General features: G+C 58.2%; 23 protein-coding genes. 11 read left to right on the top strand and 12 right to left on the bottom strand.

Translation table 11 applies throughout. The features are described 5' to 3' along the window. Window positions 1-67: 67 nt before the first annotated feature. The 6 genes from SynBIOSE41_RS07925 to SynBIOSE41_RS07900 form a co-directional block, all read right to left on the bottom strand. Window positions 68-1,000: a glycosyltransferase family 2 protein gene (locus SynBIOSE41_RS07925; protein ID WP_186540365.1), complete on the bottom strand. Its 933-nt coding sequence runs from the start codon at window positions 998-1,000 to the stop codon at window positions 68-70. 89 nt (window positions 1,001-1,089) lie between these two features. After that, window positions 1,090-1,245 carry a hypothetical protein gene (locus SynBIOSE41_RS07920; protein WP_006850288.1) on the bottom strand — a complete coding sequence of 52 codons (156 nt, stop codon included), beginning with the start codon at window positions 1,243-1,245 and terminating at the stop codon, window positions 1,090-1,092. A gap of 35 nt (window positions 1,246-1,280) precedes the next feature. Continuing rightward, complete coding sequence (locus SynBIOSE41_RS07915; RefSeq protein ID WP_186540363.1) at window positions 1,281-2,006, bottom strand: DevA family ABC transporter ATP-binding protein; 726 nt, start codon at window positions 2,004-2,006, stop codon at window positions 1,281-1,283. Window positions 2,007-2,010: 4 nt separating this feature from the next. After that, window positions 2,011-3,183 (bottom strand): ABC transporter permease DevC, encoded by a 1,173-nt coding sequence (gene devC, locus SynBIOSE41_RS07910; protein WP_186540361.1) that lies wholly within the window; start codon window positions 3,181-3,183, stop codon window positions 2,011-2,013. Further along, window positions 3,180-4,019: an HlyD family efflux transporter periplasmic adaptor subunit gene (locus tag SynBIOSE41_RS07905; protein ID WP_370594226.1), complete on the bottom strand. Its 840-nt coding sequence runs from the start codon at window positions 4,017-4,019 to the stop codon at window positions 3,180-3,182. The genes devC and SynBIOSE41_RS07905 overlap by 4 nt, the downstream gene beginning before the upstream one ends. A 68-nt stretch (window positions 4,020-4,087) precedes the next feature. Further along, window positions 4,088-4,822 (bottom strand): phycocyanobilin:ferredoxin oxidoreductase, encoded by a 735-nt coding sequence (locus SynBIOSE41_RS07900; protein WP_186540357.1) that lies wholly within the window; start codon window positions 4,820-4,822, stop codon window positions 4,088-4,090. Window positions 4,823-4,846: 24 nt separating this feature from the next. On the opposite strand from SynBIOSE41_RS07900, the gene SynBIOSE41_RS07895 reads away from it, so the two are divergent. Together SynBIOSE41_RS07895 and SynBIOSE41_RS07890 are read left to right on the top strand one after the other, a co-directional pair. Continuing rightward, window positions 4,847-6,136: a pitrilysin family protein gene (locus tag SynBIOSE41_RS07895; RefSeq protein ID WP_186540355.1), complete on the top strand. Its 1,290-nt coding sequence runs from the start codon at window positions 4,847-4,849 to the stop codon at window positions 6,134-6,136. Beyond that, on the top strand, window positions 6,133-7,413 hold the full coding sequence (locus tag SynBIOSE41_RS07890; protein WP_186540353.1) for a pitrilysin family protein: 1,281 nt from the start codon (window positions 6,133-6,135) through the stop codon (window positions 7,411-7,413). Before SynBIOSE41_RS07895 ends, SynBIOSE41_RS07890 begins: the two co-directional genes overlap by 4 nt. Here SynBIOSE41_RS07890 and SynBIOSE41_RS07885 read toward each other — a convergent pair whose 3' ends face one another. Continuing rightward, a complete protein-coding gene (locus SynBIOSE41_RS07885) occupies window positions 7,414-7,713 on the bottom strand; it encodes a DUF3148 domain-containing protein (RefSeq protein ID WP_186540351.1) in 300 nt (99 codons plus the stop codon). A 56-nt stretch (window positions 7,714-7,769) separates the two neighbouring features. Between SynBIOSE41_RS07885 and SynBIOSE41_RS07880 the strand changes: the two genes are divergently transcribed. The 4 genes from SynBIOSE41_RS07880 to SynBIOSE41_RS07865 are packed head-to-tail and all read left to right on the top strand — an operon-like array spanning window position 7,770 to window position 12,580. After that, the gene (locus tag SynBIOSE41_RS07880; protein WP_066906611.1) at window positions 7,770-8,342 is read left to right on the top strand and encodes a biotin transporter BioY; all 573 of its coding nucleotides are present in this window, start codon (window positions 7,770-7,772) and stop codon (window positions 8,340-8,342) included. 14 nt (window positions 8,343-8,356) lie between these two features. After that, window positions 8,357-8,845: a signal peptidase II gene (gene lspA, locus SynBIOSE41_RS07875; protein WP_186540961.1), complete on the top strand. Its 489-nt coding sequence runs from the start codon at window positions 8,357-8,359 to the stop codon at window positions 8,843-8,845. Next, the gene (locus tag SynBIOSE41_RS07870) at window positions 8,826-10,985 is read left to right on the top strand and encodes a transglycosylase domain-containing protein (protein ID WP_186540349.1); all 2,160 of its coding nucleotides are present in this window, start codon (window positions 8,826-8,828) and stop codon (window positions 10,983-10,985) included. Before lspA ends, SynBIOSE41_RS07870 begins: the two co-directional genes overlap by 20 nt. Beyond that, window positions 10,982-12,580 (top strand): YcjF family protein, encoded by a 1,599-nt coding sequence (locus SynBIOSE41_RS07865; protein ID WP_186540347.1) that lies wholly within the window; start codon window positions 10,982-10,984, stop codon window positions 12,578-12,580. Before SynBIOSE41_RS07870 ends, SynBIOSE41_RS07865 begins: the two co-directional genes overlap by 4 nt. A 90-nt stretch (window positions 12,581-12,670) precedes the next feature. Here SynBIOSE41_RS07865 and SynBIOSE41_RS07860 read toward each other — a convergent pair whose 3' ends face one another. Further along, window positions 12,671-14,119 (bottom strand): aminotransferase class V-fold PLP-dependent enzyme, encoded by a 1,449-nt coding sequence (locus SynBIOSE41_RS07860; RefSeq protein ID WP_186540345.1) that lies wholly within the window; start codon window positions 14,117-14,119, stop codon window positions 12,671-12,673. A gap of 42 nt (window positions 14,120-14,161) precedes the next feature. On the opposite strand from SynBIOSE41_RS07860, the gene tadA reads away from it, so the two are divergent. Then, window positions 14,162-14,689 carry a tRNA adenosine(34) deaminase TadA gene (tadA, locus tag SynBIOSE41_RS07855; protein WP_370594202.1) on the top strand — a complete coding sequence of 176 codons (528 nt, stop codon included), beginning with the start codon at window positions 14,162-14,164 and terminating at the stop codon, window positions 14,687-14,689. On the opposite strand, the gene SynBIOSE41_RS07850 is transcribed toward tadA, so the two are convergent. Both SynBIOSE41_RS07850 and SynBIOSE41_RS07845 read right to left on the bottom strand, forming a co-directional pair. Then, the gene (locus SynBIOSE41_RS07850; protein ID WP_186540343.1) at window positions 14,631-15,809 is read right to left on the bottom strand and encodes an alanine--glyoxylate aminotransferase family protein; all 1,179 of its coding nucleotides are present in this window, start codon (window positions 15,807-15,809) and stop codon (window positions 14,631-14,633) included. The genes tadA and SynBIOSE41_RS07850 overlap by 59 nt on opposite strands. 111 nt (window positions 15,810-15,920) lie before the next feature. Further along, complete coding sequence (locus SynBIOSE41_RS07845) at window positions 15,921-16,445, bottom strand: allophycocyanin subunit beta (protein WP_066906617.1); 525 nt, start codon at window positions 16,443-16,445, stop codon at window positions 15,921-15,923. Window positions 16,446-16,659: 214 nt separating this feature from the next. Here SynBIOSE41_RS07845 and glnA point away from each other — a divergent pair, with 214 nt between their 5' ends. The 3 genes from glnA (at window position 16,660) to SynBIOSE41_RS07830 (ending at window position 21,056) form a co-directional block, all read left to right on the top strand. Further along, window positions 16,660-18,081: a type I glutamate--ammonia ligase gene (gene glnA, locus SynBIOSE41_RS07840; protein WP_186540341.1), complete on the top strand. Its 1,422-nt coding sequence runs from the start codon at window positions 16,660-16,662 to the stop codon at window positions 18,079-18,081. Window positions 18,082-18,165: 84 nt separating this feature from the next. Then, window positions 18,166-19,965, top strand: coding sequence for a phage integrase SAM-like domain-containing protein (locus SynBIOSE41_RS07835; protein WP_186540339.1), 1,800 nt, complete (start codon window positions 18,166-18,168; stop codon window positions 19,963-19,965). Beyond that, window positions 19,965-21,056, top strand: coding sequence for a hypothetical protein (locus SynBIOSE41_RS07830; protein ID WP_186540337.1), 1,092 nt, complete (start codon window positions 19,965-19,967; stop codon window positions 21,054-21,056). Before SynBIOSE41_RS07835 ends, SynBIOSE41_RS07830 begins: the two co-directional genes overlap by 1 nt. Here SynBIOSE41_RS07830 and SynBIOSE41_RS07825 read toward each other — a convergent pair. Together SynBIOSE41_RS07825 and SynBIOSE41_RS07820 are read right to left on the bottom strand one after the other, a co-directional pair. Then, entirely contained in the window at window positions 21,053-21,202 is a 150-nt protein-coding gene (locus tag SynBIOSE41_RS07825) for a hypothetical protein (protein WP_186540335.1), read from the bottom strand. The two genes, SynBIOSE41_RS07830 and SynBIOSE41_RS07825, sit on opposite strands and share 4 nt — an antisense overlap. Before the next feature lie 4 nt (window positions 21,203-21,206). After that, window positions 21,207-21,608, bottom strand: coding sequence for a hypothetical protein (locus tag SynBIOSE41_RS07820; protein WP_186540333.1), 402 nt, complete (start codon window positions 21,606-21,608; stop codon window positions 21,207-21,209). Window positions 21,609-21,723: 115 nt separating this feature from the next. Here SynBIOSE41_RS07820 and SynBIOSE41_RS07815 point away from each other — a divergent pair, with 115 nt between their 5' ends. Further along, entirely contained in the window at window positions 21,724-22,389 is a 666-nt protein-coding gene (locus SynBIOSE41_RS07815; protein ID WP_186540331.1) for a hypothetical protein, read from the top strand. Window positions 22,390-22,554 lie beyond the last annotated feature (165 nt).

Raw genomic sequence — 22,554 nt, 5'->3', positions numbered from 1 at the left:
CAACCAGCACCCGAAACAGACAGGTGTGCGGTTTGAAGGTACCCGGCGAATTTAACAAAGCACCGGCTCAGGACAGCCCTGCCTGACGCGCTTCTCGATACAGAGCCTCGACACCGATCCGGTTGAGCGGAAGTCTCAGCAGCTCGAGTGCCAGGGAAGGTTGACCCAGTCGGATCAACCAAGCCAGCAAGGGCCTCAAAGTGCGTTCGTTAAGCAAACCTCCCAAGGTCAGCAGCCCCCACAACAGCCGATGCATCCAAGTGAACTGGATGATCATTCGCACCCGTCGACTCGGATGCTTTCTGTAGAACACAAGCCCCATGCGGGCGCGTTCGCGTTCGACCCTGATCAGGTCGGGGATCTGCGCAAGGCGAAACGCAGGATGCCAGTGATAACCAACGGCTTCAGGACAGCGAACCAGCTGCACTCCCATCTGACGTAACCGTTCACCGAGTTCGAGGTCCTCCCAGCCGTACAACCTGAATCCCGTGTCGAACAGGCCGGACCGTTCCAGCACCTGTCGATCGATCGCAACATTTCCGGTTGCGAAATAAGCCCAGGACAGATCACGCAACTTGTGACGCTCTCCGGTTGGATTCTCGAAATCAGCGGTGTTGATCACCGCGCCGTAGGTGAAACAGAGACGATTGCCGGACCGCTGCCATTGCCTTGCAAGCGCTCGCGCATGACTGGCCAGGAATGTCGGTGTCACGACCAGATCACTGTCGATGAACACGATCACGTCGCCGCGGGAGTGAGCAACACCACGGTTGCGTCCCTCTGCCGGCCCCCCATGGCTTTGCTCGATCAAGCGCACCCTGGCGAAAGTCGCCGCAGATGTTCGAAGCCAGTCGGGCGTGCCATCGGTGGACCCGTCATCCACAACGACTACTTCGTAGTCATCGATCTCGTCAAAGGCGTTCTGGCATTGCAGAGCACGCAGACATTTCTCGAGGATGTCGCGTCGGTTGTAGGTGGGAATGACGACGCTGATGAACATCCGCCCGCTCGGTGAGCCGTAGTGAGCCAGCCTAAAGGCAAGAAAAAAGGGAGCCTCAGCCCCCACAGATCAGGTTGATGGGAAAACGATCAGTCGGCGGCACCACCGTTGTTGGCAGTTCCTGTCACACCATTGCCGGCGCCTTCACCACGGCCATCGTTGCGCATCTTGCGCTTCTTGAATTTGCGCGCATAAGCGCGGTTGCGCTCCTGCTTTTCCTTCTTGAGGTTTCTGCGCTTGGCCATTCTTGAATCCGGAACTTCTTGATGATCACCCCAACTTACTCAATGGCCTGAAGCAAACGGCCATCCTCCATTTTCACCAGCCGATCAGCAACATCAAGAATGCGCGGGTCGTGAGTCACCATCAGTACGGAACAGGATTGCTCGCGAGCAAGACGCTTCAGTAATTCAACGACCTCCCGACCGGTGCTGCTGTCAAGCGCTGCCGTGGGTTCATCGGCAAGCAACAGCTGGGGCCTGGCCGCCAGAGCCCTGGCAATGGCCACGCGCTGTTTCTGGCCTCCCGAGAGGTCCTGAGGAAGCTTGCTGAGGTGATCCTCCAGTCCCACGGCCCTGAGCCACTCCCTGGCCTGATCACGGCGACCGCGGTAACTGAAACCCTCGAGCAGATCGGCTCCCATCTGCACGTTCTGCTCGGCGGTGAGGCAGCGCAGGAGGTTATGACCCTGAAAAATCATGCCGATCCTGCGGCGAAGCAGCTGTCGTTGTCCCCGGCCGGCACCCTGGAGCTGCTGACCGAACACGCGCACATCACCCTGCTGAACCTGACGAAGAGCGCCGATCAAAGTCAGAAGGGTGGTCTTGCCACACCCTGATGGACCGGTCAGCAGCACCACTTCACCAGCTGCGATCTGAAGATCAACCGACTGAAGCACCTGTCGTCGCGTTGACCCACGCCCATACCAGTGGCTGAGGTTTTCGATCCTCACTGTGCTGATCAGATCAGCTCCCTGCTGTTGCGCTGGATGGGAAAGAACCGTCATGGCCTCAGAAAATCTCCGCCGGATCGGCATCCACCAGACGGCGCATCGCCAGACCTGCCGATGCCATGCACATGACCAGAATCATGCTGAACACCGTCATTGCACGGCTGAAATCCATGGCCACGGGGAGCGCCGTGGCACTTCTGACCAACAGATAAAGCCCCTGCCCAGCGGCATAAGCGGGCAAATATCCGAAGAGAGCGAGCAACAGTCCCTCCCGTACAACCACACCCAGAAGGGTTCTGAGCTTGTAGCCCATCGCCATGAGAGTGGCGTACTCCGGAAGATGGTCACTGACATCGGAGTACAGCACTTGATAAACGATCACGCAGCCGACAACAAAGCCCATGGCAGCACCAAGCGTGAAGATGAAACCAATGGAAGTGCTGGTGCGCCAGTAGTTCTGCTCGAAATCAATAAAACCCTGCTTGGTGAAGACAGTGACGTCTTCGGGTAGCAGGGCGTTGAGTTTCTCCACCACTGCCTCGGGGTCCGAGCCAGGCTGCAAACGAACCAGTCCAACCTCGATGCTTCCTGGTGGAGTGTTGGGAAGAAGATCGAGGAATGTTTCGCTGCTTGTGAGCAGATTGCCATCGGCACCGAAGGAGCTGCCGAGCTTGATCAGACCGGCCACACGCACCCTTTTCCCTGAAATCTCACTCTCAACTGTTCGTCCTGAGCGGAACCATTCGGCGACGGGACCAAACTCAGGCCTCGACTTTTCGTCGAACAGAACCCGACCTTTCTGGGTTAATACCTGGGCCTTGGGAGCCAGGGTCGGATCGACAAACAAAGGATCCCCCGGTTCGAAGCCGAGAGCAAGGATTGAACGGGTGCCGCGTGTCTTGGGATTGCGCCAGAGCAACAGGTTCCAGTGCACCGGCGTGATGCCCTCGACCTCAGGCAATGCCATGGCCTGCACCAGACGACGTCGAGGAAAACCAGCCATGCTCACTGAACTGGTCGAGCGTGGACTGATCAAAACAATGTCGGCATCGAACAGTCGATGAACGGTGACGCTGGCATCGAACAGTCCGTCGCGGAATCCCAGCTGCATGAACATCAGAATTCCCGCGAAACTGATTCCGGCCAGCGCAACAGCCAGACGAACCGGCTGACGCACCAGCATCAGTGAAGCCAGTGGAATTCGTCGGCCGCTCAGGAAGCGGCCGATCATGAGGACCCGAATCGGGCGATCACCTTCAGGCCCGACAGCCTTGATACGCGCTGAGTGGATCCTGGATCCAACCTGACCAGAACCTCAACGATCCTGGCGTCGGCATCGCCGGTGGGATCCGTGGACAACACCTGTCGCTGACGCACCTGAGGACTGATGCGCTCAACCGTTCCCCGAAGCTCTCCCTCGAAACCGCCGTTCTCACTGATCAAAGTGACGGGCTCTCCAGCCTTGATGCGATTGATGTCCGACTCATAGACCTCGATCAGAGCCTCCATCGACTGACTGGCTCCAACTTCCATGACACCTTCAGCACCAGGACGCTCACCCACCCGGGCACGAAGCTTGAGAACAGTGCCATCGATTGGAGAACGAAGTTCGCTGTCGTTCAGATCAGCTTCAAGCTTTCTGCGCTCGGCGATCAACTCCACCTTTTTGCGCTCAAGCATGGTGAGTTCATTCTGTTTTTCCTCGAGCAAAACAACTTTCGCCGCACCCTGCCGAGCAGCCTGGGCAATACGGGCCACCTCCTTTTTCTTCAGAGGAATCTCTATCTCGGTACTGCGAATCTTCTCGTTGAATGAGGCAAGATCCGCTTCGATCTTCGGCCTGTTGTCGAATACAGCGAGTACCTGTCCTTTGCTCACCGGATCGCCTTCCTTGACCAGCAGCGACGACACCCTCGGTGAGCCACCAAAACCGCTCACCGGCGCAGCCAGACGACGCACCTCACCTGCGGGCCTGAGACTTCCAAGGGCTGCAACAGACTCTGGCTGTCGGGTCGCCAGCTGCTCCGCGTCTGCGACAGGGGTGGGGGGTTGCGGACGGCGCAGCATCAGAACTCCACCAGCAACAGCAAGGACCGCCAGAGCACCAACGCCGACCCAGATCCGACCCAATCCGCTCAGGGGCGCAGAGGCTCGTCGAAAAGCAGCTCCTCGATGTACCGATCCGCCCATACCGTCCCGAAGGCTTTCTCCAGAACCCGCCGCGTTTTGTCGTTGCGTTTCTGTTGCCGGCAATAGGACACCTGTCCGTGATATCGGGCCAGAGTAGAAGGAGCGCTGGGGTCATCGGGCTCCGCAGCCTGCACGGCATCACCCAGAACCTGGAGGTAATCGTCGACCAGTTCCACAAACCAATCCTCTTCCTGTTGGTTGACAGGGCGGATGAATCGCACGAACGGCGAGAAAATCGTCGCCCAGGTGGGGAGTTCTCGCACCTGTTGGAAGGCAGGAATCACAGCGGCTTCAAGCCCGCATTGAATGCGTTCTGGCAGCTGATCCCCGACTGGGGAAAGATCGATGATGGCGGCGGAGATCCCTGCGGGGCTGGCGACGATATCGGCACCGAACACCGGCAGATCAAAGCGAGGATCGGGGAAGAAGACACAATGAAGAATCTGGAGCCCGAGTCCAAGTCGTGCGATCTCCAGGTGCAGTTTGCGAAGTCCTCGGCAGGAATGCACCTCGTTACGGATAAACAGATCCTCACCGTCGAGGGTGCCGATGATCTCCTCGAGGTCACCCGACAAACCGAGTGGACTGAGCTCCGGGAAGCCTTTCCTGCACTGACGGATACGAGCAGCCATAGCCATCACCAGCGGATGCAACTCCTGACCGCTCGGGGACGCAGGCATCAATCCGATCCGTAATTGCACAGAATGGGACTTTGCCACGGGACCCTGACTGCGATCCCATCCGGTCCGGTGCTCGAACACCGCACACTTGCCAACGGCAGCAACCTTGTGACAGCCGCCATCCCCGACGCGGCCCTCACCTGTCTGGATTTCTGGTGCCAGGGGGGAAGCGCCTGGGAGAGAAGTGGCGAGGAGGGCATCGCTCATTTCCTTGAGCACATGGTGTTCAAGGGGAGTCGACGCATGGGGCCAGGGGAATTCGATCGAAGAATTGAGGCACTGGGAGGCAGTAGTAATGCCGCCACCGGCTTCGATGATGTGCACTACCACGTGCTTGTGCCCAGCGCGGAATCGAACAAAGCACTAGATCTACTGCTGGATCTCGTTCTGGATCCGGCTCTGGAGCAGGACTGTTTCTCGATGGAGCGCGACGTGGTGCTCGAGGAGATCGCCCAGTATCGGGATCAGCCCGATGATCAGGTGCTGCAGACCTTGCTGGAACTCTGCTGTGCTCCCCACTGCTACGGCAGACCCATCCTCGGCTGGGAAAACAGCCTGCGGGAGATGAACCCGGGGGGAATGCGCTGCTACCACCAACGCCGCTACCAGGGAGCCAACTGCTGCCTGTCAGTGGCCGGAACCATTCAGAATGATCTGGTCAGCCACGTGCTCGATAGCCCCCTTGCAGCGCTTGACAAGGTCAGAGACTCAGATCTGAACACGACAACACGACCATCGCTGAGTTTTCGCAGCGGACGGGAATGCCGAAGCTTTCCTCGACTGGAAGCTGCGCGGCTGATGATGATCTGGCCGGTTGCCTCTGCAGACGATCAGCTGGCGATCGCCGGAGCTGATCTGGCCACCACAATCCTCGCCGAGGGTCGTCGCAGCCGACTGGTGCAGAAGCTGCGGGAAGAGCTTCAGATCGTTGAATCCATCGACATGGATGTCACCACGCTGGAACAGGGCAGCCTGGTGATGCTTGAGGCCTGTTGCCCCGAAGATCAGATCGAGCGCGTCGAGACCGAGATCCACCGAGAGCTGGACAGCAGCTTGACCACTGCAATCACCGATGAGGAATTGCATCGCGCCATGCAACTGGTTGGAAACGGTCATCGCTTCAGCCTTGAAGCCCCTGGAGCTGTGGCCGCCAGTGCCGGTTCACAAACACTCTGGGGACGGCACCGAGACCTTCTGGCTCCGCTTCAGGATCTGTTGCACTGGAATGCATCAGCTTTGCGGGAAAGGGTCATGCCCCTGCTGCAACCCCAGCACAGCTTCACCCTGATTGCCCGATCGGAGGACAACGCTTGAGCTCCTGCTGTGATCTTGTTCTTGATCCTGTAACCACGACCGGGGTGCTCTCCGCCAAACTCTGGATCCGGCGGGGAAGCAGTGCTGATCCTCGGGGGCAGAGGGGGGGGCATCAGCTACTGGGTTCGGTACTCAGCCGTGGATGCGGCCCTGTCGATCATCTGCAGCTTGCGGATCTGATTGAAGGCTGCGGCGCTGGTCTTCGTTGTGACACCCACGAGGACGGGATTCTGATCAGTCTCAAGTGCCGTGACATTGATGCCGATCGTCTGTTGCCTGCTCTTGGCTGGATGCTGCGCCAGCCGCACCTGGACGAAGCACAGATCGAATTGGAAAAAGACCTGAGCTTGCAGGCCCTGCAGAGACAGAAAGAGGATCCGTTCCATCGCGCCTTTGATGGCTGGAGACAGCTGGCCTATGGCAGGGGGCCCTACGGACACGATCCCCTTGGGATCGGTGTCGATCTGGAACAGCTTCAAAAAGCAGAGCTGAGTTGTCTTGCTGCAGATCTCGAGAGCCGGGGTTCGGTGCTGGCGCTGTCCGGAACCATTCCTGAGGGAGCCAAGGAGCGACTGGAGGAGTGGCTCGGCACAACCAAAACCCGGTTCAGCTGCCAAGAGCCCGGAGCCACGATCCAAGAATCATCTGAATTGGATCCTGGCAAGAGGTCGTCATTAGGCCTCCAAGCCCTTGCCACCGAACAGGTGGTGCTGATGCTGGGTCAGGCCGCTCTGCCCCACGGTCACTCGGACGACCTGGCTCTGAGGCTGCTGCAGGCTCACCTGGGATCAGGCATGTCCAGCCTGTTGTTCCGCAGGCTTCGAGAGGAACATGGCGTCGCCTACGACGTGGGTGTCCATCACCCGGCGCGCGCTGGCGCGGCACCCTTCGTGATGCACGCCTCAACCGGAGTCGACAGGGCAAAACTGTCACTCGAACTCCTGATCAGCAGCTGGTCCGAGCTGATGGAGCTCACCATTTCCGAGCTCGATCTCAATCTGGCCAAGGCCAAGTTCAGGGGGCAACTGGCTCACGGCTCCCAGACCACAGGCCAGAGGGCCGAGCGGCGGGCGCAACTGCGTGGCCTGCATCTCCCTGATGACCATGACCAGAGCTGCCTGAACCAACTGGAACAACTGCGAGGCACTGATCTGCGTGAGGCGGCACGCCGCCATCTGCAGAGTCCTCAGCTCAGCTTGTGCGGTCCCGAGGGAACGCTTGCATCACTGGAGAAGCAGTGGAGCCTGAGCGATTTTGCTGCGGGCGCCAAGCCTTGATCAGTTGCCTGGATCTGCAGAACCCCGGGTTTCAGATGAAGCATCTGAGTCCGATGCAGCGTCCTGATCCGAAGCATTGTTCAGGTCTTCGTTCACGAGCGTGAGTTGCTCGATCGACAGCAGAAAAGTTCCTCTGGCGAAGCGCACTGACGCCGTTTCCGCAGGTAGTAGTGCCATGACCCTGCCGATCTCGTCGTGGGCCACAAGATCGGGAGGCCTGAGCATCGGCATCGGATCAGCTGTCTTGAGGAAGGTCTGGGGGCGCACCAGTCGCACCTGGTCACCGATTGAAACGGACATCTCTGCTGGGCAATGCCTCTCTCTTACAGCAGGATGGTGCGAGCTGACGATTGCCCGTGCGGGCACTGTCCACCTGGAGCGGCGCTCTTGCCGGATTGCTTCTGATCCTCGTCGGAAGCCTGATTCCGACTGCTCTGCTGCTGCCTCTGCCCGAATTGCCTCCCGCCGTGCTTGGTCTGCCCAGCACCTGGCAGGTACCGGCACTGCTCGTCTGCGCCCTTGTCGCGGGCCCAAGAGCGGGAGTCATCGCTTCAGTGGCTTATCTGACGATCGGATTGGTTGACTTGCCTGTGTTCCACGGAGGTGGCGGTTTCGCCTATGTGCTGAATCCTGGATTCGGTTACCTGGCGGGGTTCGTCCCCGCCGCCTGGTTGACCGGACGGCTGGCCCAGCAGAACGGCATGAATGACATCGCCAGACTCACCCTCGCAGCCATGGCAGGCCTGCTGACCATCCAGGTTTGTGGTCTGCTCAATCTTGCTCTTGGGGCAGCGCTGAATCGCTGGAATGAACCCCTGATCGACCTTGTCTTCAGCTACAGCCTCGGTCCCCTGGCTGCACAGCTGGCCCTGTGTTGCGCTGCTGGACTGATCGCTCGCGTGAGCCGTCGCGTGCTCTGGATGGAATGAGTCGGAACCGTGCCATGAACAGCCGTCCAGCCCGAAGCATGCGACGCGGCAGCGTCGTCGCACTCAGCGTGGTGATGGTGGTGCTGGATCAGCTCAGCAAGCATTGGGCCAGAGGCATCCTCCTTCCTGGAGAGACGATGCCCTTCATTCCTGGATTGCTGCAACTGAATCTTGTGCGCAACACTGGGGCTGCATTCAGTCTGTTCAGAGATTCCTCCCTGGTGCTGGGGATTCTCAGCCTGGCGGTTGCCATCGGCGTCAGCATCTGGATCTGGCGAGAGATGCGGAGAGGTCTCTGGATGGGACTGGCCCTCGGCTTTCTTCTGGGAGGAACCATCGGCAATGGCATCGACCGCTGGCGGCTCGGTCATGTGACCGATTTCCTCGAACTCGTGCCAATCCAGTTTCCAATCTTCAACTGGGCTGATGTCGCCATCAACCTGGCAGTGCTCTGCTTCGCCATCGACGCCTTCAACAACAGAAATGAGCAGAGCGACGGCTGAGCCAAGGAAATTGGCCCTGCTGACGGTTCATCAGCAGGGTCGGGCTGAGCGCACGCTGCAACTGCATGGCGAGGGATATCGGATTGGACGTGATCCAGACATGGAGATCTGCATTGACCATGCGGCTGTCAGCCGCCTGCATGCACTTCTACAAAAGCAAGGCCAGCACTGGATTCTCAAGGATCAAGGCTCAACCAACGGACTCTGGTGGAAGGGCCGACGTGTGCAACAGCTGGAGCTCCAGGACGGCGATCGCATCAGTTTTGCCCCGACTGATGAAGCCGATAGCCCCAGGATTGACTTTGAGAGACCTGGTCAACGACGGCATCAGCGGATCAAGCGGTCTCTGGGGATCGGAATCCTGTGCTGTCTCGGCGGAGCAGGACTGTTGTTGGGCCATGCCTCGCTCAACGTGCCGGTGAGTGGACGACTGGCCAGCATTCGCGGACCGCTCGCCATCTACGACGGCAACAACAAACCGCTCAAATCGGTGGATTCCAATCGCCACCGCGAACTGAACAGCCTTGGCGAATTTTCTCCGCTGTTGATCGATGCCTTGCTCAGCAGCGAGGACAACCGCTTCTGGTGGCATCCAGGGGTTGACCCGGTCGGCAGCTTGCGTGCTTTCGCCGTCAACCTGACCGGGGGAAAGGTTCTCGAAGGTGGCAGCAGCATCACCCAGCAACTGGCTCGAAGCCTCTACCCGGAAATGGTCGGTGAAGGTGACACCCTGGGCCGCAAATGGCGTGAGCTGCTTGTGGCGCTGCAGCTGGAAAGCCGTTTCAGCAAACGGGAGCTGCTGCTGAGTTATCTCAACAGGGTGTACCTCGGGGTGGGATGGGGATTTGAAGACACCGCACAGACCTTCTTTGATCAATCAGCAGCTGATCTGAGCATTGAACAGGCCGCTCTGCTGGTTGGACTGTTGCCATCACCCAATGGCCACGACCCCTGCCGTCATCCTCAGCGGGCCCTAGAAGCCCGCAACCGCGTGATCAACAAGATGGCCGATTCCGGTCGCTTATCACTCGATGCTGCTCGTCTGGCGAGACGTCAACCCATCCAACTGGCAACCACGGCCTGCAGCAGGACTGCGCTGACACGCTCAGCACCCTTCTACACCGATCAGGTGCGCAGGGATTTAACAGCAATGGTGGGCCCGGAGGTGGCCGCGGAAGGGAATTTTCTGATCGAAACCCACCTTGACCCCGTGCTGCAGGCCGTGGTGGAGAGACAACTGCGCAATTTGATCGGCAATGCCGGCGGACTCGGCGTGAGTGAGGGGGCCGCCGTGGTGATCGACAGCAGCACAGGAGGGGTCCTGGCGATCGCCGGCGGACGCGACTACCGGTTCAGTCAGTTCAACCGCGCATCCATGGCCCTGAGACAGCCAGGGAGCACGTTCAAACTGATGACGTATCTGGCCGCCCTGGAACGGGGAATCAAACCCAACGAAACCATCGACTGCAGTTCTCTGAACTGGAGAGGCCAGCGGTTTGAAAGCAGCTGCAGAGGTCGCCTCAGCCTCACCAGAGCCTTCGCTTCGAGCAGTAACACGGCGACTCTGCGCCTAGCTCAGCGGGTTGGGCTTGAACAGGTTGTTCGCCAGGCCAGGGCCCTTGGCATCACCACACCGCTTGATCCGGTGCCAGGTCTTGCACTGGGCCAGAGCGAAGTGCGACTGATCGAACTGACCGGAGCCTATGCGGCCATTCTCAACAAGGGCGAATGGAAGCCCCCCAATACGATTCGTCGGCTGCTTGATGCGGAAACCTGTCGCAATGACAAGCTGCGAGGCTGCGGCAGCCTCGCCGGCGACGATCAGCGGGGTCTGAATCCTGGACGCCAGGCTGTCCGAGGCGACAGTGCAGCGCAGATGCAGTCTTTGCTGCGCGCGGTTGTGCGCAACGGCACCGGCACCGCCGCATCGCTAGGAGGACAGGAAGGGGGCAAGACCGGAACAACGAATGAAGGCCGGGATCTGCTGTTCGTGGGCTATGAACCCTCGCGCCGTTGGGTGCTGGGAATCTGGCTCGGCAATGACGACAACAGCCCCTCCAGCAGCTCCAGCGCCCTTGCGGCATCGCTCTGGGCTGACATCATCCGCGCGGCGGGACGAGGTGGGCTCAACGGAAGATGAGGGGATCGACGCGTTGGATTCTGTTTGGTGCCGCTGGTCTGATCGCCCTGATGGTGATTGGACTGGTGCTGCAGGGAATCCGAAACCTGCTCTGGGATCTGAGTTACTGGCTGCCGCCCTGGCTGGTCGGCCCTGTGCTGCTGATCGGCACGGTTCTGCTCGTGGCTGTGGTGATTCAGGTCGGCCTGCCATGGCTGCGTCAGTGGCGCACACAGCGTCAGCGTCAGAACACCTCATCGCCCAAGGACAGACCGGCACCAACCAGCAGCAGGGATGCAGCGGAACAAAGCCTGTCCAGTGTGGATCGCCTGCTGGAACGACTCCAGGACGATGTGGCTCGTCAGTCTCTCCTGCAGGAACGGCAACGGGTCGCGAGGGAACTCGAACGCGGAGATCTCGTGCTGGTGGTGTTCGGCACCGGCTCCAGTGGAAAAACGTCTCTGATCCGCGCCCTGCTCAAGGAGATCGTCGGCGATGTCGGTGCTGCGATGGGCTCCACCGGCGAGAGTCGCAGCTACCGACTCCGGCTCAAAGGTCTGGAAAGAGGGGTGCTTCTTGTTGATACACCGGGAATCCTTGAAGCCGGCCAGGAAGGACGGGGACGCGAGCAGGAGGCACGTCGCCGAGCCAGCAGAGCGGATCTGATGATCGTTGTGGTTGATGGCGATCTGCGCAAGAGCGAGCTGGAGGTGATCCAGAGCCTGTCGGGACTGGGCAAACGTCTGGTGCTGGTGCTCAATAAATGTGACTTGCGCGGTGAAGAAGAGGAACGCAGGCTTCTGCAGCTGTTGAAGCGACGCTGCTCGGAATGGCTTCAACCCGAGGATGTGATTCCCGCCAGTGCAAGCCCCCAGTCACTGCCCCGACCCGGGCAGCGTCCCGTTCAGCCACCCGCCGAAATCGGGCTGCTGGTGAGACGGCTGGCCGCAGTGCTTCATGCCGATGGAGAGGAACTGCTGGCCGACAACATCCTTCTGCAATGCAGGGATCTTGGTTCCGCCGGCCGTGATCTGCTCGACCGTCAGCGCTCGGACGAAGCCCGGCGGATCATCGATCGCTACACCTGGATCAGTGCTGGGGTGGTGGCCGCAACGCCATTGCCAGGGGTGGATCTATTAGGCACGGCGGCTGTGAACGCCCAGATGGTGATGGAGGTGGGAGCGGTGTATGGCATCCAGCTGACCCGCAGCAGGGCCCAGGAACTGGCAGTTTCGGTGGGCAGAACCCTTGCAGGACTGGGGGTGGTCAAAGGCGGAGTGGCTTTGATCGGTACCGCGCTGAGCGTGAACCTGCCGACCCTGCTGCTCGGGCGGGCGGTGCAGGGTGTGGCGGCAGGCTGGCTCACCAGAATTGCGGGCGCCAGTTTCATGACCTATTTCCAGCAGGACCAGGACTGGGGCGATGGCGGAGTGCAGGACGTGGTTCAGCACCACTACGAACTCAACCGAAGGGATCGCTCTCTTCAGGACTTTCTGCAGGCGGCATTGCAACGGGTGGTGGAGCCTCTGCAGCAGGAGGCCAAGAAACGACTTCCGCCCCGGCCAGGGCCTCGGGCGGCGGAGGACGCATCGGACCGCGGCTATCGAGCACCGTAATCAGACCGAGATACAACACACCAATCAGCACCGACATGGTCCCGGTGACGATTGCAACCCAGCGACCCCGCTTGTTCTGAGCTGCAGGCATCACACCAGCTCCCGTGAACAGTCGTTCAGGTCGGCAGCCAGTTGGTCGATGAGCGTATTGGAGGTGTGGGGATTGCCCAGCACAACTTTGATGCGATGCCGTCCTTGATGGACTGGTCTGGACACCATGATCTGCCGATCGAGCAGCCGTTTTCGCACGGCAGCTGTCCATTGATCGCAACGCGCTGGATCCGCTCCAAGCGGAGCGCAGGCGAGCAGATGCAGCGGGCCTGAGGTGATCTCCAGGACCGCAGGATCAAGACCCTGTTCCAGGCGCTGACGTCTCAACAGAGCTTTCTCGATCACAGCATTGATCCCCTGCTCACCCAGTTGTCGTAACCCAAGCCAGAGCTTGAGGATCTCAGCGGGACGACTTCCCTGCAGGCCCAGTTCACCGCCATGGGCAACAGCGAAGGCGGGCTCCATGTAGGGAAGCCCAGTGTGAAATGTCTCCTGGAGAGCTGACTGATCACGCACCAACAGCAGAGAGGAGGTCTTGGCGATTCCGAGCAGCTTCTGAGGATTCACCGTGATGGAATCAGCCTGGCCAAGCCCTGCCATCAGCTGCGAAGTGTGAGGGCAGAGGGCAAAGACAGCGCCAATCGCACCATCCACGTGCAGCCACAGACCCTGGTCCCTGCAGAGCTGAGCCAGAGAAGGAATTGGATCGATGGCTCCACGCACGGTCGTGCCCGCCGTCGCCACCACGGCGATGCAGGGCCGGTTGTGCTGCTTCAGCCCCTGCAGATGTTCTTGCAGATCTGCAATCCGCATGCATCCCTGAGAATCAACAGGCACACGTCGAATGCCGTCAGGCCTGAGCCCCATGACCCTTGCAGCCTTCTCAAGTGACACGTGAGCGTCATCACTGATCAGAATCACCGCATTGGGGTCATGGTCCAGCCCCATCCGATGTCGCGCGGTGACCAGGGCGGTGAGATTGCTGAGGGAGCCACCGCTCGCGGCGACACCGCCAGCGCCATCAGGCAATTCAAAACGGGCAGCGAACCAGCTGCAGAGCTGACGCTCCAGTTGACTGAGACTCGGTGAGAGCTCCTCCGCCAGCAGATTGTTGTTGAGTCCCGCACAGATCAGTTCTGCCGCGATCGATGCTGTGTTGGGAGGAGGATCCAGATGCGCAAGGGCTCCTGGATGATTGGGCTGGTAAGCACCATCCATCAACTGCTGAAGGTCGTCCAGCAGGCGATCCGCACCCACACCCTGTTGCTCGGGGAAAGCCTCTGGAAGCAACCGCAAAGCCGGCAGCGGAGATCGCTGGGAAGCTGACCCGAGCCATTCACACAGACGAGCGCTGGCGTCCTCCAGGAACCGCTGCAACTGCGGATCCAGTGCATCTGAAGAGGCAAATGCGGACAGTTCCGTCGCAGTCGATGCCGCCGATGAAGTCCTGGAGGATCCGAACAAGGAGGGTGCGGAAGGAACAGCCATTCTCACCTGCGGTGGCACATTGGACGCCTCTGCACGATTGGGGTGGACGAGCGACTGACACCGGTCGAGCTGGAGAACTCCCAGATCCACGCCTGGATGGAACGCTTGCTCCGACGTGCTGAGCAGCTTGGCAAGTCGGGAGAGATCCCTGTCGCTGCGGTGGTGCTGGATGCGAAAGGACGCTGCATCGGCCACGGCAGCAATCGGCGCGAGTGGGCTTCAGATCCACTCGGACATGCGGAACTCGTGGCTTTGCGCCAGGCATCCTTGATCCTCGGCGACTGGAGACTGAACCAGTGCACCCTGATCGTGACGCTGGAACCCTGCCCGATGTGCGCGGGAGCTCTGGTGCAGGCCCGCGTTGGTCGGGTGATCTACGGAGCAAACGATCCGAAACGGGGTGGTCTTGGAAGCACGATTGATCTCTCCAAACACCCCAGCGCTCACCATCACATGCAGGTGACGGGAGGCGTGATGGCGCTTGAAGCATCAGCTCTTTTGGGACGCTGGTTCAGGCAGCGACGGCAGCGTTCTGCCGGAAGCGGGGCAGCTCGGTCTCGAACAGATTGAGCAGACGATCCACATTTTCAGGTGTGGAGTTGTAACCCATCAGACCGATCCGCCAGATCTTGCCGGCAAGCACACCCAGTCCTCCTCCAACTTCGATGCCGTGGGTGTTGAGCAGGTGGGAGGAGAAAGCCTTGCCATCCACATCTTCGGGAATGCGAACCGTGGTGAGGGTTGGCAATCGCAGCTCTTCCGGCACATGCATTTCCAGTCCGAGCGATTCAAGACCAGTCCAGAGGGCTTCGGCATTGCGACGGTGACGTGCCCAGGCCTGGTCCAGTCCTTCTTCGGAAAGGAGGCGAAGCGCTTCACGCATGCCGAAGTTCATGTTCACCGGAGCGGTGTGGTGGTACACACGATCGCTGCCCCAGTACTGGTTCAACAGAGAGACATCCAGATACCAGTTGGGAACTTTGTCTTGACGGGCAGCCAGCTTGGCCTCTGCCCGCGGTCCCATAGTGAAGGGACCAAGACCCGGAGGGCAGCTAAGGCCCTTCTGACTGCAGCTGTAGGCCAGATCGACCTTCCAGGCATCCAGGTAGAGCGGCACGCCTCCGAGGGAGGTGACCGTGTCGAGCAGCAGCAGGCAATCATGCTCACGGCACAGATCACCGATCCCTTCCATCGGCTGGCAGATGCCGGTTGAGGTTTCGGCATGGACCATCGCCAGGATCGCAGGCTTGTGCTTCTTGATCCCCGCTTCGATCTCCTCAAGGCTGAAAGCCTCACCCCAGGGCTTCTCAATAACCTGAACATCGGAGCGGTAACGACCTGCCATATCCATGAGGCGATTGCCGAAGTAACCCTTCACGGCAACCAGAACCGTGTCGCCGGGTTCAACCGTGTTGGCCAGAGTGGCTTCCATGGCTGAACTACCCGTGCCACTCATCGGCAGCGTCAGGCGGTTGTCGGTCTGCCAGGCGTAGCGCAACAGTTCCTGTACCTCACCCATGAGTTCCACGTAAAGCGGATCGAGGTGACCGATCGGCGTACGCGCCAGGGCCTGCAGGACTGTGGGATGAGCGTTGGAGGGGCCGGGACCCAGCAACAAGCGGTCGGGTGTGTCAATCGGACCGATGGAGCATCGATGGCACGGGTCAACCGACAGGTGAGAGTGCGTCATCGGCGGAGCCGGAACCGGAAATCAATGGCGAGAAGCCTACGCATCAATCGGTCAAAAATTGGGCCTGAACGGACACTCCGAAGCCGCTTGAAATGATTCGGAGACTTTCGATCAGCGCTGACGCACGTCACTGGCGGCAAGACCGGAGGCCATGTGCTCGAAAGGCTGACGCACAAGAGCGCAGCGATCCTGACGAACACCCTCGTTGAGAAGGCGTTCACAGAGAACATCAGCCAGAAGCACCATGCTTCTGACGGTCGGCCCGGTTGGAACGCCCAGACTCTTGTAGGTGTCATCCAGTCCGTTCAGAACCCGCTCGTTGAGAATGGTGCTGTCGCCGGCAATTAAGGAGTAGCTGGCATAGCGAAGGAAATAATCCATGTCCCTCAGGCAGGCAGCCAGGCGGCGGGTTGTGTAAGCGTTTCCGCCTGGAAGCAACAGCTCGGGATCCGCCTGAAAAAGTCTCTGGCTCGCTTCACGCACAAGCTCGGAAGCCTCACGGTTGATGATTTCCACAGCGAGGACACGAACATCCGCTTCATCGAGGTAAGACTCAATGCGATTGATCGCAGAGCGATCGAGATAGCGCCCCAGCTGGTCGTACTGACCGATCAGTCCGGTGATGGCATCGCGCATGCAAGCCCTGTCCACGTTGGTTGGAAGGTAACACCGACAACGCGTTGAAACCTGCTCCAGCAAAGGCGATCACAGCAATCTGACAGAAACGGTTACCTAGAGCGCCCCTGAAGCCACCCAGGGAAACGGAAGGCAAAAAGGTGCCCGTTGATACAAAACTGCTACGGATCGATATCTACGGTCGATGCGATTTATTTGGGCTCCATTCCCCGCCATGGCCAAAACCGCCCAGGACGTGCTTCGTCAGATCAAAGATGAAGGCATCGAGCTGATCGACCTTAAGTTCACGGACCTGCACGGCAAGTGGCAGCACCTCACTGTCTGTCAGGACCTGATCGAGCCTGAATCCTTCACGGAGGGCCTGGCCTTCGATGGCTCGTCCATCCGTGGCTGGAAGGCGATCAACGCTTCCGACATGGCCATGGTTCCCGACCCCGAAACAGCATGGGTCGATCCGTTTTACAGACATAAAACGTTGAGCATGATTTGCTCGATTCAGGATCCCCGCACGGGAGAAGCCTACGAACGCTGTCCCAGGGCTCTTGCCCAGAAAGCACTGGCCTACCTGGCCAGCACCGGACTTGCCGATATGGCGTTCTTCGGTCCGGAGCCGGAATTCTTCCTGTTTGACGACGTGCGATACAACTCCGCCGAAGGCGGTTCGTTCTACAGCGTTGACACCATCGAAGCCGGCTGGAACACAGGCCGGATCGAAGAAGGCGGCAACCTTGCTTACAAGATTCAGGAGAAAGAGGGTTATTTCCCCATCGCCCCGAACGACACCGCCCAGGACATCCGCTCGGAAATGCTGCTGATGATGGCTCAGCTGGGCATTCCCATCGAAAAGCACCACCACGAAGTGGCGGGAGCTGGTCAGCACGAACTGGGCATGAAGTTCGCCGAGCTGATTCAGGCCGCCGACAACGTGATGACGTACAAATACATCGTGCGCAATGTCGCCAAGAAGTACGGCAAGACCGCAACCTTTATGCCCAAGCCGGTCTTCAATGACAATGGCTCAGGCATGCACGTGCACCAAAGCCTCTGGAAAGGCGGGCAACCCCTGTTCTTCGGGGAAGGGACCTACGCCAATCTGTCGCAGACAGCACGCTGGTACATCGGCGGCATCCTCAAGCATGCGCCCTCATTCCTGGCCTTCACCAACCCCACAACCAACAGCTACAAACGACTGGTTCCAGGCTTTGAAGCCCCGGTGAACCTGGTCTATTCGGAAGGAAACCGCTCTGCAGCAGTGCGCATTCCACTCACCGGACCCAGTCCGAAAGCCAAGCGACTTGAATTCCGCTCCGGTGACGCCCTGGCCAATCCGTACCTCGCTTTCAGCGCGATGATGATGGCCGGCATCGACGGCATCAAAAATCAGATCGACCCCGGCGACGGTGTTGATGTTGATCTTTTCGAGCTGCCCGCTGAAGAGCTGAAGAAGATCGCCACCGTTCCCGCATCCCTGAACGGTGCACTGGAAGCTCTCAACGCCGACCATCACTACCTGCTGGAAGGCGGCGTCTTCACCAAGGACTTCATCGACAAGTGGATCGACCTGAAATACGAAGAGGTGCAGCAGCTGCGTCAGCGGCCGCATCCCCACGAATTCGTGATGTACTACGACGCCTGATCAATAGGGCCTAGTAGCACTAGGGTACTTGACTTTCCCCAAAAACTGTCCCCAAAATGGTCCCCAAAAGGAGGCCGTTTTTTTTTGGGTCGCGATCTTCCGACAAGAGTTGCTTCCGCTCCCCGTGGGCTTGGGCTCTATCGACGTGTAGGTCGGGATGGATTCTTCTTTGTCAAAAACCTGGCGGCTCAGGCAAAGCTCTACCCAGGTCGGATCAAGCCGAAATACATAGACGAGTGGATCAAGAGAGCTGACGGGACGCTGGTCACGAGCCAGAAGGAAGCCGAGAGCTATTGCCACAGGCGCAATGGCCAGATCCAAGAAATGCTGCTCACGCTGGCTGGCAACACCGTTGATTACAGCGGCACAGATCTAGAGGGAATCGCTCAACAGCTGGCCAATCAGTGGATCTCAGCGGCACAGCGTGGATTGAACCTGCAGGACATGAATTCCACTGTCTTGCAAGCCTTCGCCAATACGGCTTCGGGCGGGAAGGGTCACCACGAAACAGAAGACGGAAAAGTTCTATTTGCAGAGATCCAGCGAACAGAGAAAGAAAAGGCCTTTTTCAAAGAGCATCCACAGCTGGAACACAAGCCCTATGTGCAATTAACAAAGGAAGAGCGGGAGTTACTAGAGAAGTTCCTTAAGTCGTTCACCCTTGACGATCTGGATGTGGATGGCCGCATTTATGTCATTGACAAAGCAAAGCTTGAAGAGGGCAGGAAGATTGAACAACTCTGCTGGGATAACGGCTTCAGACCGACAGAAAACGGACTAGATCGCATCCTGGAGCGGTTCTCTGATCTGGTTAAAGACCACCTGGAGATCGCCGACGTTGCCCGCGTACAGGGTCGACTGAAAGCACCAAAACCAGCACTGGAAGAAAAGAGCACCACCTGGCAGAGATTGCTTGGGGCCAAGCAGGAGGAAGGCGTTGCTGTCGGCACCCTGGCTGGCATGACAAAGGCCGCTGAAAGACTGGAGAGCTGGACTAAAGCGAACTACTCACTGCACCTTCCAGGAGCCATCGACGATGAGGTTGCGAAGCAGTACAGGAGCTGGCTTTTCAGTGGTGACTCGGGCCTGTCGTCTTCGAGTGTCAGCAAAGAGGTTCGCTACCTAAACAGCATCTTCAACGCTTCCGTCAGGCAAGGCCTACTTGAGGAGAACCCGTTCAGGAACCTGCCAAAGGATCGACGGGCTGCCATGCAACAGCAGGTGGATTCACGCAAGACGGTTGATTCCAACAAGGTGATCAGTCCTGAGGAAGCGCGATCGATCTATGAGCGGATGAACAGCGACAAGCGCGGCAACCGTGATTCAGGGTTTGATCTCTTCTATCTACAGGCCGTTACTGGCACCCGAATCCAGGAGGTGGCGGGTCTCAGGCGATGTGATTTCACCGAGCGGAAGTTCGACGGCAAAACCTACAAGTGCATCGAGATTGTGCGCTGGAGCAAGAGGGGCATTGCGGTCCTGGGGGAGCGTGGCGGCCTCAAGACTCCACAGTCAGAACGGATCGTTCCCTTACCCAACTGCGCAGAGGAGATATGGAATAAACACGCTGGGCCAAAGAGCAAGGAACCTGCATTCCCGAAGGAAGAGCCCAAAACAGAACGCGCTCACTGGGGAGACAACCTTGCTCGACGCATGCGGGACAAGATTCCTGACTTCCCTGGTACGCATTCCTGGCGGGAAACCCTGATCAACAACCTGCTCAACAGCGCGGTTCCTGCGCGGATCGTGGAGATGGTCACAGGCAAGACGGGGAACACACCGCTCAGTCAATACACCTCTGATGACCTGCCATCAATGGCGCGGGCGATCGAGCTGCATGCCGAACACCTTGCCCTGCCTGCCTACAAGGGGGAGCAACAGTAATGAGAGCAACCAACCTCCATGCATTCACGGTCTCGCTGAGGCAAGAGTTCCCCGAAGCTGATTCACTGCGAATCAGGAAAGCGAAGCGGGCATCTGGAACCGTCTGGCAGCTGGTGGGAGTCCACGGAAACGGTGAAACCATCGCAAGGCAAATCAAGGCCAGCAATGAATCTGAAGCCTTCCACGGGGCCAGGGAATTGATGCTGCAGCTCAGTGGCCGCTCTGCATCAAAGAGTTCCACCAAACACCACCTAAGGGCTGCTCTGGAGGCGATCACTTCAAAGGGCTATCGCGATGCGACCGAGAGGGCCAAGGTTTCTGGCGTCAGACAATTGTGTGAGTGGCTGGCGGAAAGATCCCTGGCAGTGGATGAGAAGGGGCTGCATCAGGCCGTCATGGAGCTGGCACCCGAAGAGAACCGCAAACGTCGAAGTGTTCTGGAGGCTGCTTCCCTGTTGGCCGAAGTTGCTGGGGTGAACCTCAATACAGAGAGCCTGCGATATCGGAACCCGATCCCGACCAGACGCGATGCCGTTGACGATGACGCGATCATCCAGGCGCTCGACACTGAAATCTTGAAGCTCGGGGACCCTGGCGCGATCTGGATTTACAGGATGGTTGCCGTCACAGGAATCAGAGGGAATGGCTGCCTGTCGCTGCAGACCCCTGAGGCAGAGAGTTATCAACCTGGGATTCAATTGCCCTACTGGGATTCCAAGCGCTCCAGGCGTGGTTTTGCGACTCCCACAGTCCGCGATTGGTTTGACCGCTGGAACCTCGGCAACAGGCCGTCAGAACTGGATTCATTCCTGATGCCACACGACCGCCCTGCCACCAACGAGCAGATCGAAAGGGCTAACAACCTGCTTAGCAACTATTCCGCAATGCTCCGTCGAAAGGTCCACCCAGAAGCAGCAAAATCCCTCGGTTTTAGAGCCCTGAGACACGCCGCAACCGCGAGACTACTGAGATCAGGCATGCAGCCTTTGACTGTGGCTGAGTTGATCTCCACGTCAGTCGCGCAAATTGAGGCGACCTACAGCGATTACTTCAGGCAACACGCGGTCACCGAAGCAGCAAGGTTGCTCTAGTCCTCACCACCAATAAAGAAGGCCCTTAAACCCCACTCATCCCAGAGACTGTCAGCGTCCTGTGGTCGACCCTGCCGAATCAGTTCAAAACCCCTCTCAGCAAGCTGCTGAACCTGCTCATTAGGGATCACGGTGTAATTATCCATAGGCTCAGTTTTCCGTTGGCATTACAGGAACAACAGGAAATTCAGTCACCACTACCGAGGTAGATTCTTGTACAACACTGCTTCGCTTTTTTCGGGTTGGGAACTCGCACTCTAAGGCGATTAATACCGATGCCTTTCCTGTTGTCTCCAGAACAATCTCAGTCGGAAACGAAAATACTATATCGCCCTTAGATAGGTCGACTTCATATTCTTTCTGGCTGCGGTCGTAACTTCCAAGGTCAATCTTTGGGTTGAAAGCGCATCCTGTGTGCAGCGTCAATTTACTGCCTGGTGTGCTGCGTGACCATGTCATCTTAGCGCTGTACGGATATCTAGCACCTTCTACCCTAAACGTCTTTGGTTGGCCCGCTGTAGTGACAACTTTGCGAAAAATGGTCTTTCTCATGGATATCATTTAACTGATCAAGTTTTCCGAAGAGACTGTTAGCGTGATCTGCTTTCCGACGCAGCCGCTTTAGCCATTTTAGGCAATATATATCAGATATAAGAAACATCCTCCCATGGATCAGGACACACGGGCAGAACTATTTCAACAAGCATTTGGCCAAGATGACTTCAAAGCACCACGCGCAATCACAGGAAAGCGCTGGCGGGTGAATCAAGCAAAATCTAAAAAGCTAACTTTTGAGGAGCTTTATCAGATCCAGGAACTGCAGAACCAGGACGTACCTTATGCCGATTTGCCTGAATGGATTTTGGATAATGGCTATGTAGAACCAACCAAAGCAGAAAAGAAGCTTCAGCAGGATTTAACCGACAAAACAGGTTTAAGCATTTCTGAGAGGAGGTCTGTCTTTAATGCTGCCCTGGCTGATACAGAAGCTTTAGCATCAATGACCACGTCTGAGATTCTTCGCGACTCGGCTGCACTTGACGATCAAATCAAGCATTTCATTAACCGCTACGGTAATGAGGCCGTAAAAATGCTCAAGGAAGTTGACGGCGAAGCTGCCGCATATGTTCACTCCCGCTTAGCGCTTAAAGCCGCCGAAGAAAAAGCAACTAGCAGCGACGAAAGCATCCGCCAAGAACTAAAGGCTGCTCAGGAAGCTATTGCTGCTCAGGACTCTACAGGCCTCCAGAACGTCTCTAATGATGCTATCCAGGCCGAACTAGCCAGACGCGCATCTATCGCCACTCAGGACGCTGCTGCGCAGGGCGAATGATGTCTGGGGGACCTAAGGTTGGTAGCTACAGAACAAACAAATACGGGGTTTTAGAGTACATCGAGACCACGATAAAAACTCGCAAAAAGCTGGAGGTCATTGACAAGCTAGACCGTATCTATAAGGCCCATAATCATGGCTGTCTAGACCTGGCTGATAATACAA

Source organism: Synechococcus sp. BIOS-E4-1, assembly GCF_014279995.1.
Lineage (GTDB): Bacteria > Cyanobacteriota > Cyanobacteriia > PCC-6307 > Cyanobiaceae > Synechococcus_C.
This window is presented reverse-complemented; position numbering and strand designations above follow the sequence as displayed.

What these genes read in the sequence shown, in the direction of transcription:
- SynBIOSE41_RS07925 (WP_186540365.1), bottom strand. Translation starts at nt 1,000, where the DNA reads ATGTTCATCAGCGTCGTCATTCCCACCTACAACCGACGCGACATCCTC.
- SynBIOSE41_RS07920 (WP_006850288.1), bottom strand. Translation starts at nt 1,245, where the DNA reads ATGGCCAAGCGCAGAAACCTCAAGAAGGAAAAGCAGGAGCGCAACCGC.
- SynBIOSE41_RS07915 (WP_186540363.1), bottom strand. Translation starts at nt 2,006, where the DNA reads ATGACGGTTCTTTCCCATCCAGCGCAACAGCAGGGAGCTGATCTGATC.
- devC (WP_186540361.1), bottom strand. Translation starts at nt 3,183, where the DNA reads ATGATCGGCCGCTTCCTGAGCGGCCGACGAATTCCACTGGCTTCACTG.
- SynBIOSE41_RS07905 (WP_370594226.1), bottom strand. Translation starts at nt 4,019, where the DNA reads ATGCTGCGCCGTCCGCAACCCCCCACCCCTGTCGCAGACGCGGAGCAG.
- SynBIOSE41_RS07900 (WP_186540357.1), bottom strand. Translation starts at nt 4,822, where the DNA reads ATGCCTGCGTCCCCGAGCGGTCAGGAGTTGCATCCGCTGGTGATGGCT.
- SynBIOSE41_RS07895 (WP_186540355.1), top strand. Translation starts at nt 4,847, where the DNA reads ATGGGACTTTGCCACGGGACCCTGACTGCGATCCCATCCGGTCCGGTG.
- SynBIOSE41_RS07885 (WP_186540351.1), bottom strand. Translation starts at nt 7,713, where the DNA reads ATGTCCGTTTCAATCGGTGACCAGGTGCGACTGGTGCGCCCCCAGACC.
- lspA (WP_186540961.1), top strand. Translation starts at nt 8,357, where the DNA reads ATGAACAGCCGTCCAGCCCGAAGCATGCGACGCGGCAGCGTCGTCGCA.
- SynBIOSE41_RS07870 (WP_186540349.1), top strand. Translation starts at nt 8,826, where the DNA reads ATGAGCAGAGCGACGGCTGAGCCAAGGAAATTGGCCCTGCTGACGGTT.
- SynBIOSE41_RS07865 (WP_186540347.1), top strand. Translation starts at nt 10,982, where the DNA reads ATGAGGGGATCGACGCGTTGGATTCTGTTTGGTGCCGCTGGTCTGATC.
- SynBIOSE41_RS07860 (WP_186540345.1), bottom strand. Translation starts at nt 14,119, where the DNA reads ATGGCTGTTCCTTCCGCACCCTCCTTGTTCGGATCCTCCAGGACTTCA.
- SynBIOSE41_RS07850 (WP_186540343.1), bottom strand. Translation starts at nt 15,809, where the DNA reads ATGACGCACTCTCACCTGTCGGTTGACCCGTGCCATCGATGCTCCATC.
- SynBIOSE41_RS07845 (WP_066906617.1), bottom strand. Translation starts at nt 16,445, where the DNA reads ATGCGCGATGCCATCACCGGACTGATCGGTCAGTACGACCAGCTGGGG.
- glnA (WP_186540341.1), top strand. Translation starts at nt 16,660, where the DNA reads ATGGCCAAAACCGCCCAGGACGTGCTTCGTCAGATCAAAGATGAAGGC.
- SynBIOSE41_RS07830 (WP_186540337.1), top strand. Translation starts at nt 19,965, where the DNA reads ATGAGAGCAACCAACCTCCATGCATTCACGGTCTCGCTGAGGCAAGAG.
- SynBIOSE41_RS07825 (WP_186540335.1), bottom strand. Translation starts at nt 21,202, where the DNA reads ATGGATAATTACACCGTGATCCCTAATGAGCAGGTTCAGCAGCTTGCT.
- SynBIOSE41_RS07820 (WP_186540333.1), bottom strand. Translation starts at nt 21,608, where the DNA reads ATGAGAAAGACCATTTTTCGCAAAGTTGTCACTACAGCGGGCCAACCA.
- SynBIOSE41_RS07815 (WP_186540331.1), top strand. Translation starts at nt 21,724, where the DNA reads ATGGATCAGGACACACGGGCAGAACTATTTCAACAAGCATTTGGCCAA.